The following is a 14,252-nucleotide window of genomic DNA, read 5'->3' on the forward strand; positions in this document are numbered from 1 at the left end:
GTCGGTGGGGTAAAACGAAGTTCAGCGCCGCTCGTTACAAAGGGGCTCAGTGGCTGAAGTTAGCGAACAGAGCGATGATTTTATGCAGACGTTTGATCACGTATTACTGCCTTTTTGTGATTTGTATCACAAAATTCTACGCCGGGATGCGCCGCAGTTCAAGCCGTTGTGCCGGCGCGGTGGGGAAATATCGGCGGCTTGGCGCCGCCGATGATTAACCTGAGGCCGGGCGTTATGCTATCCTCACTGCCTTTCCCAGATGACCTATCCCCTTGCGGAGGATGCATGGACCACCGTTTACTCGAAATCGTTGCCTGCCCGGTATGCAACGGCAAACTCTATTTCAATAAAGAAAACCAGGAGCTGGTGTGCAAAGCGGACGGGTTGGCTTACCCGCTGCGCGACGGCATCCCGGTGCTGTTGGAAAATGAAGCGCGTGCGCTGTCGCTGGATGAGAAACACGCATGAGTTTTATCGCTATTATTCCCGCCCGCTATGCCTCAACCCGTTTGCCGGGTAAACCGCTGGCCGATATTCACGGCAAACCGATGGTGGTGCACGTGATGGAGCGCGCTCGCGAGTCCGGCGCCAGCCGCGTCATCGTGGCGACCGATCACCCTGAAGTCGCCAAAGCGGTGGAAGCCGCCGGCGGCGAAGTGTGCATGACCAGCCCGGATCATCATTCCGGCACCGAGCGTTTGGCGGAGGTGATCGCGCACTACGGCTTTGCCGACGACCAGATCATCGTTAACGTGCAGGGCGACGAGCCGCTGATCCCACCGGTTATCGTGCGTCAGGTGGCGGAGAACCTGGCGGGCAGCCAGGCCGGCATGGCGACGCTGGCGGTGCCGATCGAGAGCGCCGAAGAGGCTTTCAACCCCAACGCGGTGAAGGTGGTGATGGATGCGCAGGGCTACGCGCTCTACTTCTCACGCGCCACCATTCCGTGGGATCGCGAGCGTTTCGCCGCGTCGAAAGAGAGCATCGGCGACAGCTTGCTGCGCCACATCGGCATCTACGCGTACCGCGCCGGCTTCGTGCGTCGCTATGTCAGCTGGGCGCCGAGCCAGCTGGAGCAGATCGAGCTGTTGGAACAGCTGCGCGTGCTGTGGTACGGTGAAAAAATCCACGTGGCGGTCGCGAAAGCGATCCCGAGCGTGGGGGTCGATACGCCGGAAGATCTCCAGCGCGTGCGCGACAGCATTCAACCCTGAGCCTGAGTTCGTCGGCGCGCCGCGCAACGCGCCGACGATGCAACACCTCTCATTATTGATCCCCGTTTTGTTGATCTGCGTTGAAGAAATTTTCCGCTCACCGTTCGATGATGTTACGCATCCCCCTTATTAGCCCGAGGTGAATGCCTTATGGAGCAGTTACGCGCTGAACTGAGCATTGTGCTGGGTGAGTCCATCAGCCGGCTGGAACGGGTGAGCGAGCAGCCTTATGCGCATATGTATTCGCTGTACGATCGGCAGGGCAACGCCATTCCGCTGATGGCGAAAAGCTTTATCTGTCAGGGCATCGCTCAGCAGGAGGCTTACAAGCTGTCGATGCTGGCGCGCGACGGGGATATACGTCTGCCTACGGTGTACGGTGTGGTATGTACCCACCAGGCGCCGTATAAGGAAATTCTGCTGATCGAGCGTCTGCGCGGCGTGTCGGCCGAAGCGCCGACGCGTTCACCGGATCGCTGGAACATGCTGATGGAACAGATCGTTGACGGGGTATTGGCCTGGCACCGCATTGATAGCCACGGCAGCGTCGGCAGCGTTGACAGCACGCAGGAGAACGACTGGTTTTGTTGGTATCAACAGCGGGTCGAAGTGCTATGGGCGACGGTAGTCAATCTGACCACCCCACAGCTGACCATGGCGGATCGGCGTTTGCTGTACCGCACGCGCGAAGCGCTGACCCATTTCTTCGTCGGTTTCGACGATCCCTGCGTGCTGGTGCACGGTAACCTGTCGCTGCGCAGCATGCTGAAAGATCCCAAAAGCGATCAGCTGTTGGCGATGCTCAATCCCGGCGTGGTGCTGTGGGCGCCACGCGAATACGATCTTTTCCGCCTGTGCGAGGCGGGTATGCCCAGCCAACTGTTGTTCAGCTATTTGCAGCGCGCGCCGGTCGCGGACGCTTTCCTGGCGCGGCGCTGGCTGTACGTGGTGTGGGAAGCGGTAGGGCGCTTGGTTCATACCGGCAAGCTGGAGCGGCGGCCGTTCGACTATGCGTCGCAACAGCTGCTGCCTTGGCTGGCCGGCTGAGAGGCTTTACTCGGCGCCGGCGCGATCCGCGCCTTTCAGCCATTGCCACAGGCTGCCCAGCGTTTCATACCAGGCGCGCTCGGTATGGCCGAGGAACATCGACGATGGCGTGGCGCGATCCCAGATGTTCAGCGGCGAGTCGATCGCCAGCTGGTTGGCCGGCGCCGGGATCGGATGCAGGCCTTTAGCCTCGAAGAAGCGCATGGCGCGCGGCAGATGGTTGGCGGAGGTCACCAGAATGAACGGCTGCTCACCGACCAGCTTCGCTACCTGAACGGCTTCTTCCTCGGTATCGCGCGGTTCGCCCAGGATCACCATATCGCTGCGCGGTACGCCGAGGCTTTCGGCCACCAGCGCCGCGGTGGCGGCATTGCTTTGCATGCGCCCGCCGGAGGCACCGGTAAACACCATCCTGGTACCGGGATGCGTAAGGTAAAGCCGCACGCCTTCCGTTACGCGCGGTAGGCTGTTGCCGAGCAGGTTCGAGCTGGGCGCCCAGTCGGGATTGTAGGTATAGCCCCCACCCAACACCACGATGTAGCTGACCGGATCGTTGCCGCGATAAGTCTGGTATTCGGCTTCGAGTGGCCGCAGCAGCCGGTCGGCCACCGGTTGCAGGCTGAAAAGCAGCAAAAACAGCCAGCTCAGCGTGAAAATCGTTTTACCGCTTTTTTGCCAGCGGGTGAACCACAGCAGCAGTAGCGCCAGCCCCATCAGCAGCATCAACAGCGGCAGCGGCATCAGCAGGGCGCCGAAGAACTTTTTCAGGTTGAACAGCATCGAAAATCAGATCCTTTTGGGTGAAAAAGCGGCATCCGGGCATAAACAGGCCGCAAGAAGATACATTCTAAGCCAGTCTGTGCCAAAATAGCAGGTTTGAATGGGCGTGCGCTTTGCCGCCGACAGGAATGAGATCAGCGGAGCCGTTGTCCATGCAGGATCGCAATTTTGACGATATTGCTGAAAAATTTGCGCGTAACATTTACGGCACCACAAAAGGGAAAATCCGCCAGGCGGTAGTTTGGCAGGATCTGACCGGGCTGTTGGCGCAGTTGCCGCAGCGGCCGCTGCGCATCCTCGACGCCGGGGGCGGTGAAGGCCATATGGCCTGCCAACTGGCAGAATTAGGACATCAGGTGTTGTTGTGCGATCTTTCTGGTGAGATGATCCAGCGCGCCGCGCAGCTGGCGCAGCAGAAAGGTGTGAGCCAGAACATGCAATTCGTACAAAGTTCTGCGCAGGATATCGCTCAACATTTGGAACAGCCGGTTGATCTGATATTGTTTCATGCAGTGCTTGAATGGATCGCCGAGCCTGAAGCGGCGCTGCAGGCGTTGTATGACTGCCTGACGCCGGGTGGCGCGCTGTCGCTGATGTTCTTCAACGCCAACGGCCTCTTGATGCGCAATGTGGTGTTGGGTAATTTCCAACTGGTGGATCCCGAGGTCAGACGGCGCCGCAAGCGTTCGCTGTCGCCACAATATCCGCACGATCCGCTATCGGTCTACGGTTGGCTGGAACAGCTGGGCATGCGCATCGGCGGCAAAACCGGCGTGCGGGTGTTCCACGACTATCTGCAGAGCAGACAGCTGCAAACACAAAAATTTGAAGAGTTACTGGCGCTTGAACAGCACTATTGCCGGCAGGAGCCGTACGTGAGTTTGGGGCGCTATATTCACGTCATGGCGCATAAACCAAACCTGAAGGACGAACTATGAGTGAATTTTCCCAGACAGTACCCGAACTGGTCGCCTGGGCACGGAAAAATGATTTCTCTATTTCGCTCCCTACGGAGCGTCTCGCATTTCTGCTCGCCATCGCCACCCTGAACGGCGAACGGCTGGACGGCGAGATGAGCGAAGGTGAGCTGGTTGATGCATTTCGCCATGTCAGCAAAGGTTTTGAACAGACGCATGAAACGGTGGCGATGCGCGCCAACAATGCGATCAACGACATGGTGCGCCAGCGCCTGTTGAACCGCTTTACCAGCGAACTGGCGGACGGCAACGCGATTTACCGCCTCACGCCGCTGGGTATCGGCATTACCGATTACTATATTCGCCAACGCGAATTCTCCACGCTGCGTCTGTCGATGCAGCTGTCGATCGTGGCGCAGGAGCTCAAGCGCGCCGCCGACGCCGCCGACGAGGGCGGCGACGATTTCCATTGGCACCGCAACGTGTTCGCGCCGTTGAAATATTCGGTGGCGGAAATCTTCGACAGCATCGACATGACCCAACGCGTGATGGACGAGCAGCAGCAGAGCGTGAAAAACGACATCGCGGCGCTGCTGAGCAAAGACTGGCGGGCGGCGATCTCCAGCTGCGAGATGCTGCTGTCGGAAACCTCGGGCACCCTGCGCGAGCTGCAGGATACGCTGGATGCGGCGGGCGACAAGCTGCAGGCTAACCTGCTGCGCATCCAGGACGCCACGCTTGGCAACGTGGAGCTGGGCTTCGTCGACAAGCTGGTGTTCGATCTGCAAAGCAAGCTGGATCGCATCATCAGCTGGGGCCAGCAGGCGATCGACCTGTGGATCGGCTACGATCGTCACGTGCACAAATTTATCCGTACCGCTATCGATATGGATAAAAACCGCGTGTTCGCCCAACGCCTGCGCCAGTCGGTGCAAACCTATTTCGATAATCCGTGGACGCTGACCCATGCCAATGCCGATCGTCTGCTGGATATGCGCGACGAAGAACTGGCGCTGCGCAGCGAGGAAGTGACCGGGGAACTGCCGCCGGATCTGGAGTTCGAAGAGTTCAACGAAATTCGCGAACAGCTGGCGGCGATGATCGAAGAGGCGCTGAAGGTGTATCAGGAACAGCAGATGCCGCTCAACCTTGCAGCGGTGATGCGCGATTACCTGGCGCAATATCCGCGTGCGCGTCATTTCGACGTGGCACGTTTAGTGGTCGACCAGGCGGTGCGCCTCGGTGTGGCTGAAGCAGATTTCTCAGGGTTGCCGGCGGAATGGCAGGCAATCAATGATTACGGAGCCAAGGTCCAGGCCCATGTCATCGACAAATATTGAACAAGTAATGCCAGTCAAGCTGGCCAAGGCGCTGTCCAATTCGCTGTTCCCGGCGCTGGACAGCCAACTGCGTGCGGGTCGTCACATCGGTATCGATGAGCTGGACAACCACGCTTTTTTAATGGATTTCCAGGATGAGCTGGAAGAGTTTTACAACCGTTACAGCGTCGAGCTGATTCGGGCGCCGGAAGGCTTCTTCTATTTGCGCCCGCGCTCCACCACGCTGATCCCGCGTTCGGTGCTGTCCGAGCTGGATATGATGGTCGGAAAAATCTTGTGCTACCTGTACCTCAGCCCCGAGCGCCTGGCGCATGAAGGCATTTTCAGCCATCAGGAGCTGTACGACGAGCTGCTGAGCCTGGCCGATGAGAACAAGCTGCTGAAGTTCGTTAACCAGCGCTCCACCGGATCGGATCTCGATCGACAGAAACTGCACGAAAAGGTGCGCACCTCGCTGAACCGCCTGCGCCGTTTGGGCATGGTCTATTTCATGGGCAATGACAGCAGCAAGTTCCGCATTACCGAGGCGGTGTTCCGCTTCGGCGCCGACGTGCGCAGCGGCGACGATCCGCGCGAGGCGCAGCTGCGCATGATTCGCGACGGCGAGGCGATGCCGGTTGAAAACAGCCTGGCGCTGAACGATGAGAATGAGGCTGAGGATCAGCAGGTCGATAACGCTCCTGATGGTGCAGAGGATGAACAGGAATGATTGAACGCGGTAAATTTCGCTCGCTGACGCTGGTTAACTGGAACGGCTTCTTCGCCCGCACCTTTGATCTGGATGAGCTGGTGACCACGCTGTCCGGCGGTAACGGGGCGGGGAAATCCACCACCATGGCGGCCTTTGTCACCGCGCTGATCCCCGATCTGACGCTGCTGCACTTCCGTAACACCACCGAAGCGGGTGCCACCAGCGGCTCGCGCGACAAAGGCCTGCACGGCAAGCTGCGCGCCGGCGTGTGTTACTCGACCCTCGACGTCGTCAACTCGCGCCACCAGCGCGTGGTGGTCGGCGTGCGCCTGCAGCAGGTGGCGGGGCGCGACCGCAAGGTCGACATCAAACCTTTCACCATCCAGGGCCTGCCGACCGCGATACAGCCGACCGAGCTGCTGACCCAGACTGTGGGTGAGCGCCAGGCGCGCGTGCTGTCGCTGCAGGAGCTGAAGGATCGCGTGGAAGAGATGGAGGGCGTGCAGTTCAAGCAGTTCAACTCCATCACCGATTACCACTCGCTGATGTTCGATCTGGGCGTGATCCCCAAACGCCTGCGTTCGTCCGCCGATCGCAGCAAATTCTATCGTCTGATTGAAGCGTCGCTGTACGGCGGTATTTCCAGCGCCATCACCCGCTCGCTGCGCGATTACCTGCTGCCGGAAAACAGCGGCGTGCGCAAGGCGTTCCAGGATATGGAAGCGGCGCTGCGCGAAAACCGCATGACGCTGGAGGCGATCCGCGTTACCCAGTCGGATCGCGATCTGTTCAAGCATCTGATCTCCGAGGCCACGTCCTATGTGGCGGCGGACTATATGCGCCACGCCAATGAACGCCGCATCCATCTGGACGGCGCGCTGGCGCTGCGCAGCGATCTGCTGGGCAGCCGCAAGCAACTGGCCGCCGAACAGTTTCGCCATGTGGAAATGGCGCGTGAGCTGAGCGAGCAAAGCGGAGCGGAATCCGATCTGGAAACCGATTACCAGGCCGCCAGCGATCACCTGAATCTGGTGCAGACGGCGATGCGTCAGCAGGAGAAGATCGAGCGCTATGAAGCCGATCTGGAAGAACTGACCTACCGTCTGGAAGAGCAGAACGAAGTGGTGGCCGAGGCGAGCGAGCAACAGGCCGAACACGAAGCGCGCGCCGAAGCGGCCGAGCTGGAAGTGGATGAGCTGAAGAGCCAACTGGCCGACTACCAGCAGGCGCTCGACGTGCAGCAGACCCGCGCCATTCAGTACCAACAGGCGCTGCAGGCGCTGGAGCGCGCACGCGCCTTGTGCCAACTGCCGGATCTGACCGCCGATAATGCCGAACAGTGGTTGGACACCTTCCAGGCCCGCGAGCAGGAAGCCACCGAAGCGTTGCTGATGCTGGAACAGAAGCTGAGCGTGGCCGATGCTGCGCACGGCCAGTTCGAGCAGGCCTATCAGCTGGTGGGTAAAATCGCCGGCCAGGTCAGCCGCAGCGAAGCCTGGCAGTGCGCGCGCGAATTGTTGCGTGACTGGCCTTCGCAGCAGCACCTCGCCGAGCGCGTTCAGCCGCTGCGCCTGCGCCTGAGCGAACTGGAACAGCGCCTGCGCTCGCAGCAGGATGCCGAGCGCCTGCTGCAAGAGTTTTGCAAACGCCATGGCCAAGAGTACCAGCCGGACGATCTCGACATGCTGCAGCAGGAGCTGGAAGAGCGCCTGGAAGCGTTGTCGCAGAACGTCAGCGAAGCCGGCGAACGCCGTATGGAGATGCGCCAGGAGCTGGAGCAGATCCAGCAGCGCATCCGCGAGCTGACGGCGCGCGCGCCGGTATGGCTGGCGGCGCAGGACGCCCTGGGCCAGCTCAGCGATCAGAGCGGCGAGCCGCTGGAAAACAGCCAGCAGGTGACCGAATACATGCAGCAGCTGCTGGAGCGCGAGCGTGAAACCACCGTCGAGCGCGACGAAGTGGCGGCCCGCAAGCGTGAAGTGGAAGCGCAGATCGAACGTCTCAGCCAGCCGGGCGGCGCGGAAGATCAGCGCCTGGTCACGCTGGCCGAACGTTTCGGCGGCGTGCTGCTGTCGGAAATTTACGATGACGTCACCATCGACGATGCGCCTTACTTCTCGGCGCTGTACGGCCCTTCGCGCCACGCCATCGTGGTGCCGGATCTGTCGCTGGTGCGCGAAATGCTGGAAGGGCTGGAAGATTGCCCGGAAGATCTTTACCTGATCGAGGGGGATCCGCAGTCGTTCGATGACAGCGTATTCGCTGTCGAAGAGCAGGACAAAGCGGTGGTGGTGAAAATCGCCGATCGCCAGTGGCGTTATTCGCGCTACCCGGAAGTGCCGTTGTTCGGCCGCGCGGCGCGTGAAAACCGCCTGGAAGTGCTGCATGCCGAGCGTGAAACGCTGGCAGAGCGTTACGCCACGCTGTCGTTCGACGTGCAGAAAACCCAGCGCTCGCACCAGGCCTTCAGCCGCTTTATCGGCACCCATCTGGCGGTGGCGTTCGACGCCGACCCGGAAGCGGAGATCCGCGGCCTGAACGCCCGTCGTGGCGAGATCGAACGTGCGTTGAACAATCACGAAGCACAGAACCAGCAGCAGCGTCAGCAGTACGATCAGGCCAAAGAGGGCATTTCTGCGCTCAACCGCCTGATGCCGCTGGTGTCGTTGCTGAACGACGAAACGCTGCAGGATCGCGTCGACGAGATCCGCGAAGAGCTGGAAGAAGCGCAGGACGCCGCGCGTCATATTCAGCAGCACGGCGTGTCGCTGACCAAGCTGGAGCCGCTGTTGTCGGTGCTGCAGAGCGATCCGCAGCAGCATGAGCAGCTGCAGCAGGACTACGCGCAGGCGCAAAGCGTGCAGCGTCAGGCTAAACAGCAGGCGTTCGCGCTGACGGAAGTGGTGCAGCGCCGCGCGCACTTCAGCTACACCGACTCCGCCGGTATGCAGAATGCCAACAACGATCTCAACGACAAGCTGCGCCAGCGTCTGGAACAGGCGGAAGCCGAACGCGCCCGCGCCCGTGAGCAACTGCGTCAGTATCAAACCCAGTTCACCCAGTACAGCCAGGTGCTGGCCTCGCTGAAAAGCTCGTACGACGCCAAGCGCGACATGCTGAAAGAGCTGAGCCAGGAGCTGGTGGACATCGGCGTGCAGGCCGACGCCAACGCCGAAGCGCGCGCCCGTCAGCGCCGCGACGAGCTGCATGCGGCGCTGAGCAACAACCGCGCTCGCCGCAACCAGCTGGAGAAACAGCTGACCTTCTGCGAAGCCGAAATGGACGGCCTGCAGAAGAAGCTGCGTAAGCTGGAACGCGACTATCATCAGCTGCGCGAGCAGGTGGTGACCGCCAAGGCGGGCTGGTGCGCGGTGATGCGCCTGGTGAAAGACAACGGCGTGGAGCGCCGCCTGCATCGCCGCGAGCTGGCGTATATGGATGGCGACGAGCTGCGTTCGATGTCGGATAAGGCGCTCGGTGCGCTGCGTTTGGCGGTGGCGGACAACGAACACCTGCGCGACGTGCTGCGCCTGTCGGAGGATCCGAAGCGGCCGGAGCGTAAGATTCAGTTCTATATTGCGGTGTACCAGCACCTGCGCGAGCGTATCCGTCAGGATATCATCCGTACCGACGATCCGGTCGAGGCCATCGAGCAGATGGAGATTGAGCTGGGCCGTCTGACCGAAGAACTGACCGCGCGCGAGCAGAAACTGGCGATCAGTTCGAAAAGCGTGGCCAACATCATTCGCAAAACCATTCAGCGCGAACAGAACCGCATTCGCATGCTGAACCAGGGGCTGCAGGCTGTCGCCTTCGGTCAGGTGAAAAGCGTGCGCCTGAACGTCAACGTACGTGAAGCGCATGCTACCCTGCTGGACGTGCTCTCCGAGCAACAGGAACAGCATCAGGATCTGTTCAACAGCAACCGCCTGACCTTCTCCGAAGCGTTGGCCAAGCTGTATCAGCGCCTGAACCCGCAGATCGACATGGGGCAGCGCACGCCGCAGACCATCGGCGAGGAGTTGCTGGACTACCGCAACTACCTGGAGATGGAAGTGGAGGTGTACCGCGGCTCCGACGGCTGGCTGCGTGCGGAAAGTGGCGCGTTGTCTACCGGTGAGGCCATTGGCACCGGGATGTCAATCCTGGTGATGGTGGTGCAGAGCTGGGAAGAGGAATCCCGCCGCCTGCGCGGTAAAGACATCTCGCCGTGTCGCCTGCTGTTCCTCGATGAAGCGGCGCGTCTGGATGCCAAGTCGATCGCTACGTTGTTCGAGCTGTGCGACCGTCTGGAGATGCAGCTGATCATTGCCGCGCCGGAAAACATCAGTCCGGAGAAGGGCACCACCTATAAACTGGTGCGTAAGGTGTTCCAGAACCACGAGCACGTGCACGTGGTGGGGCTGCGCGGTTTCGCCGGCGAGCCGCCTGCGCTGGGCACTGCGCCGGTCGAAGCGCCGTAACGCAGAAAAACGCCCTAAAAATCCGAAAATAGCCGCCGCAGGGTGGCTATTTTTTTGTGCGCGTGGAAGATAGACCTGCTTTTTTATTCGTTGAAAAGCGGTTAGTTTAATTACATAAACAGTTATTCGGCGCCCGCAGGGCGAAACGGCCTTTCTGTTTGTATACTGAAGCTATATGCAGTTTTTGAGGTTTTTTTGTGAGCATACAGGGGGCAAGGGATGTTGCTTAAAAAGGGAAACTCTCTACGACGTTTGGCGCTGAGTGGCGCTATCGTCTGTAGTCTGGTGTCGTCGTTTTCCGCATCGGCCACCGTGGCGGCGTTGCCGGTGGCGTCAGCAGGCATGTCCGTTGCGCAGAGCCGTTCTGAGCTGCTGGCCGCGTTGCCGCGCGGCATGGAGTTGCACTATCTCTCCACGTTGGCGCCGCTGTATGCGGCGAACCGTATGCAGCCGATGTGGCAAGATCGCGAAGCCGTTCAGCAGTTTCAACAGCAGCTGGCCGAGCTGGCGATGTCCGGCGTGCAGCCGCAGTTTACCCAATGGGTGAAGATGTTGACCGATCCGGCGCTCAATGAAGTGGGGCGTGATGTGGTGCTGTCCGACGCGATGCTGGGCTACTTGCAGTTCGTGTCCGCCATCGGCGCCAACGGCAACAACTGGCTGTACAGCAATATACCCTACAAGCTTGGCTTGCCGCCCACTGCGGTGATCAACCAATGGCAGCTGGCGGTGCGCCAGGCGCGTACCCTGAGCTATGTGAATTCGCTTGCGCCACAGCACCCGCAATACGCCAAGATGCATCAGGCGCTGCGCGACATGCTGGCGGACAATCGCCCCTGGCCGCAGGTGGGCAGCGGCCCGAGCCTGCGCCCAGGCCAAATGAGCAACGATATCCCGGCGCTGCGCGAAATCCTGTCGCGCACCGGCATGCTGGCCGCCTCGGCGCCGGAAGCGGAGCCGGAACCGGCGGTGGTCTCGGCGAAAAGCAATGAGCCCGACGACGGCGGGCTGACGGTAGACGAAGAGAAAAGCCGCGTGACGGTCAGCCCATCGGCGGCCCCGGTAACGGAGTTGACCGCGGAACAGACGCCGCCGCAGGTTGGCAGCGTGGTGAGTGACAATCTCTATACCAACGAGCTGGTGGAAGGGGTCAAGCGCTTCCAGAAATGGCAGGGGCTGACGGCGGACGGCGTGATCGGCGTACGTACCCGCGAGTGGCTCAATGTGTCGCCGAAAACCCGCGCCGCGTTGTTGGCGCTGAATATCCAGCGTCTGCGGATTTTACCGGGGCATGTCAGCACCGGCATTATGGTGAACATTCCCAACTATTCGCTGACCTACTACCAGAACGGCAACGAAGTGCTGTCTTCCCGCGTTATCGTCGGGCGGCCGAGCCGCAAGACGCCGCTGATGAGCAGCGCGTTGAACAACGTGGTGGTTAACCCGCCGTGGAACGTGCCGACCACCCTGGTGCGCGAGGATATCGTGCCGAAGGCGATGCGTGACGGTAGCTATTTCCAAAAACACGGTTATACCGTGCTGTCGGGCTGGAGCAACGATGCGGAAGTGATCAACCCGGCGATGATCGACTGGAACATGGTCTCTGCGCGCAACTTCCCGTATCGCGTGCGTCAGGCGCCGGGGGCCACCAACTCACTGGGGCGTTTCAAGTTTAATATGCCGAGCTCGGAAGCCATCTACCTGCACGATACCCCGAACCACAGCCTGTTCCAGAAAGACATCCGTGCGCTCAGCTCCGGCTGCGTGCGGGTGAACAAAGCTTCCGATTTGGCAAATATGCTGCTGCAGGATGCCGGCTGGAACAATAGCCGCGTTTCCTCCACGCTGAAAGAGGGTAATACCACTTATGTGAATATTCGCCAGCGTATTCCCGTAAAACTGTATTATCTGACCGCCTGGGTTTCCGATGACGGCCAACCGCAATTCCGTACAGATATTTACAATTATGATAATACGGTGCGATCGGGCGCACAAATTTTGGCCCAGGCCAAAAAATTAATGCAGTAAATGCAGTAATTATAAATAAATAACGGTCAGAATGTTTGGCTATACCGCAGGCCCCTGTAACCGGGGGCCTGTAAACCTAGGCGTATCGCGGGTTGACTCAGCATACGCAGGCGGTTATGGTTCGGACAGTGCGCTGTTTTGTGCATTTATTTTGACATTCTTGCCGGGTTTAACAGAGTCATGGACAAAATTGATCATCACCGCCGTAAATGGCTGGCGCTAGGTGGCGCCGCTATGGGCATAGCGCTGCTTCCAGGGCAGGCGTTTGCCAGTCTTTCCACCGCTCGACCGCGTATTTTAGTGCTGAATAACCTGAATACCGGTGAATCTATTAAAGCCGAGTTCTTTGACGGCAAAGGTTACAATAAAGAAGAGTTGGTGCGGCTCAATCATCTGTTCCGCGATTATCGCGCCAACAAGGTTAAATCGATCGATCCCCGCTTGTTTGATCACCTCTATCGTCTGCAGGGGCTGCTGGGTACCAGCAAGCCGGTGCAGCTGATCTCCGGATACCGTTCCGTAGATACCAACAACGAACTGCGTGCGCACAGCCGCGGCGTGGCCAAGCACAGCTACCACACCAAAGGCCAGGCGATGGATTTCCACATCGAAGGTATCCAATTGAGTAATATCCGTAAAGCGGCGTTAAAAATGCGCGCTGGTGGTGTAGGATATTACCCACGTAGCAACTTCGTACACATCGATACCGGCCCGGTTCGGACCTGGTAATCGCTGTGCCATCAGTGAATAACGCCGCCCCTTGCGGAAGCGGCGTTATTGTCGTTGGAGCCTTATGAAATACCATCTTATTCCCGTTACCGCCTTTAGCCAGAACTGCAGCCTGATCTGGTGTGAGAACACGCAGCAGGCGGCGTTGGTCGATCCTGGCGGCGAAGCGGAAAAAATCAAAGCGGAAGTGGCGCAGCAGGGGGTGACGATCACCCAGATCTTGCTGACGCACGGCCATTTGGATCACGTCGGTGCGGCGGCGGCGCTGGCGGACCATTATCAGGTGCCGATCTACGGCCCGGATAAAGAAGACGCGTTTTGGCTGGACGGTTTGCCGGCGCAGAGCCGGATGTTTGGACTGGAAGAGTGCGCGCCGCTGACGCCGACCCGCTGGCTGGCGGAAGGCGATGAGATGCAGGTGGGCGAGATGACGCTCAAGGTGCTGCACTGCCCGGGGCATACGCCGGGCCACATCGTCTTTATCAATGAGCAGGCGCGTTTGGCACTGGTGGGCGACGTACTGTTTAACGGCGGCGTGGGGCGCAGCGACTTCCCGCGCGGTGATCATCAGGCGCTGATTGCCTCTATTCGCACCAAACTGCTGCCGCTGGGCGACGACATGCGCTTTATTCCTGGCCACGGCCCGATGTCGACTTTCGGCCACGAGCGCCAGACCAACCCGTTCCTGCGCGAAGAGCCGGCGGTGTGGTAACGATTATTTCCCGGCAGAAATAATCAAGGGGCGCATAGAGCGCCCCTCAAGGTAATTAACAAACCTGATGGTGTTGCCAGGCCTACAGAAGGCAACTTATAAAAAGATAAGGAAAATCAATTTATTGATTTTCGGCTGATAACCACAAAGGCGTAAAAACCACGTTTTTTTCGCCTTTGCCAACAGTTTGAAGGGGCGCATAGAGCCTGTCTCTTCTACACAAATCCCCAGGTCAGTTGTCTGGGGATTTTTTTGAATCTTTTCACCTGTTCCCGATCTGATATGAAAATTATCGGCGGGAGATAGCTATGTTTTTATCCAATACTGCACA

The 14,252-nt window shown here is 59.5% G+C and carries 11 protein-coding genes; 10 read left to right on the top strand and 1 reads right to left on the bottom strand.

Features of this window, described 5'->3' with window-relative positions; all coding sequences use genetic code 11:
- The first annotated feature begins 285 nt into the window (after positions 1-285).
- The 3 genes from M6G53_RS19335 to M6G53_RS19345 all read left to right on the top strand — a co-directional run bounded on the left by M6G53_RS19335 (position 286) and on the right by M6G53_RS19345 (position 2,261).
- Positions 286-468 carry a Trm112 family protein gene (locus tag M6G53_RS19335; protein ID WP_004928237.1) on the top strand — a complete coding sequence of 61 codons (183 nt, stop codon included), beginning with the start codon at positions 286-288 and terminating at the stop codon, positions 466-468.
- Positions 465-1,214: a 3-deoxy-manno-octulosonate cytidylyltransferase gene (kdsB, locus tag M6G53_RS19340; protein ID WP_004928235.1), complete on the top strand. Its 750-nt coding sequence runs from the start codon at positions 465-467 to the stop codon at positions 1,212-1,214. Before M6G53_RS19335 ends, kdsB begins: the two co-directional genes overlap by 4 nt.
- Before the next feature lie 150 nt (positions 1,215-1,364).
- A complete protein-coding gene (locus M6G53_RS19345; RefSeq protein ID WP_253333834.1) occupies positions 1,365-2,261 on the top strand; it encodes a YcbJ family phosphotransferase in 897 nt (298 codons plus the stop codon).
- A gap of 6 nt (positions 2,262-2,267) precedes the next feature.
- On the opposite strand, the gene elyC is transcribed toward M6G53_RS19345, so the two are convergent.
- Positions 2,268-3,041, bottom strand: coding sequence for an envelope biogenesis factor ElyC (elyC, locus tag M6G53_RS19350; RefSeq protein WP_253333836.1), 774 nt, complete (start codon positions 3,039-3,041; stop codon positions 2,268-2,270).
- Positions 3,042-3,193: 152 nt separating this feature from the next.
- Here elyC and cmoM point away from each other — a divergent pair, with 152 nt between their 5' ends.
- The 7 genes from cmoM to M6G53_RS19385 all read left to right on the top strand — a co-directional run bounded on the left by cmoM (position 3,194) and on the right by M6G53_RS19385 (position 13,921).
- Positions 3,194-3,979 (top strand): tRNA uridine 5-oxyacetic acid(34) methyltransferase CmoM, encoded by a 786-nt coding sequence (gene cmoM / locus M6G53_RS19355; RefSeq protein ID WP_253333838.1) that lies wholly within the window; start codon positions 3,194-3,196, stop codon positions 3,977-3,979.
- Complete coding sequence (gene mukF / locus M6G53_RS19360; RefSeq protein WP_253333840.1) at positions 3,976-5,298, top strand: chromosome partition protein MukF; 1,323 nt, start codon at positions 3,976-3,978, stop codon at positions 5,296-5,298. The genes cmoM and mukF overlap by 4 nt, the downstream gene beginning before the upstream one ends.
- Complete coding sequence (mukE, locus tag M6G53_RS19365) at positions 5,279-6,007, top strand: chromosome partition protein MukE (protein WP_253333842.1); 729 nt, start codon at positions 5,279-5,281, stop codon at positions 6,005-6,007. The genes mukF and mukE overlap by 20 nt, the downstream gene beginning before the upstream one ends.
- On the top strand, positions 6,004-10,452 hold the full coding sequence (gene mukB / locus M6G53_RS19370; protein ID WP_253333844.1) for a chromosome partition protein MukB: 4,449 nt from the start codon (positions 6,004-6,006) through the stop codon (positions 10,450-10,452). Before mukE ends, mukB begins: the two co-directional genes overlap by 4 nt.
- 219 nt (positions 10,453-10,671) lie before the next feature.
- Positions 10,672-12,480 carry a L,D-transpeptidase gene (gene ldtD / locus M6G53_RS19375; RefSeq protein ID WP_253333846.1) on the top strand — a complete coding sequence of 603 codons (1,809 nt, stop codon included), beginning with the start codon at positions 10,672-10,674 and terminating at the stop codon, positions 12,478-12,480.
- A gap of 180 nt (positions 12,481-12,660) precedes the next feature.
- Positions 12,661-13,209: a peptidoglycan L,D-endopeptidase MepK gene (mepK, locus tag M6G53_RS19380; RefSeq protein WP_025302289.1), complete on the top strand. Its 549-nt coding sequence runs from the start codon at positions 12,661-12,663 to the stop codon at positions 13,207-13,209.
- A gap of 64 nt (positions 13,210-13,273) precedes the next feature.
- Positions 13,274-13,921, top strand: coding sequence for an MBL fold metallo-hydrolase (locus M6G53_RS19385; RefSeq protein ID WP_253333848.1), 648 nt, complete (start codon positions 13,274-13,276; stop codon positions 13,919-13,921).
- The last annotated feature ends 331 nt before the right edge of the window (positions 13,922-14,252 follow it).

The organism is Serratia nevei (genome assembly GCF_024160145.1).
GTDB classification, from domain to species: Bacteria; Pseudomonadota; Gammaproteobacteria; order Enterobacterales; family Enterobacteriaceae; genus Serratia; species Serratia nevei_A.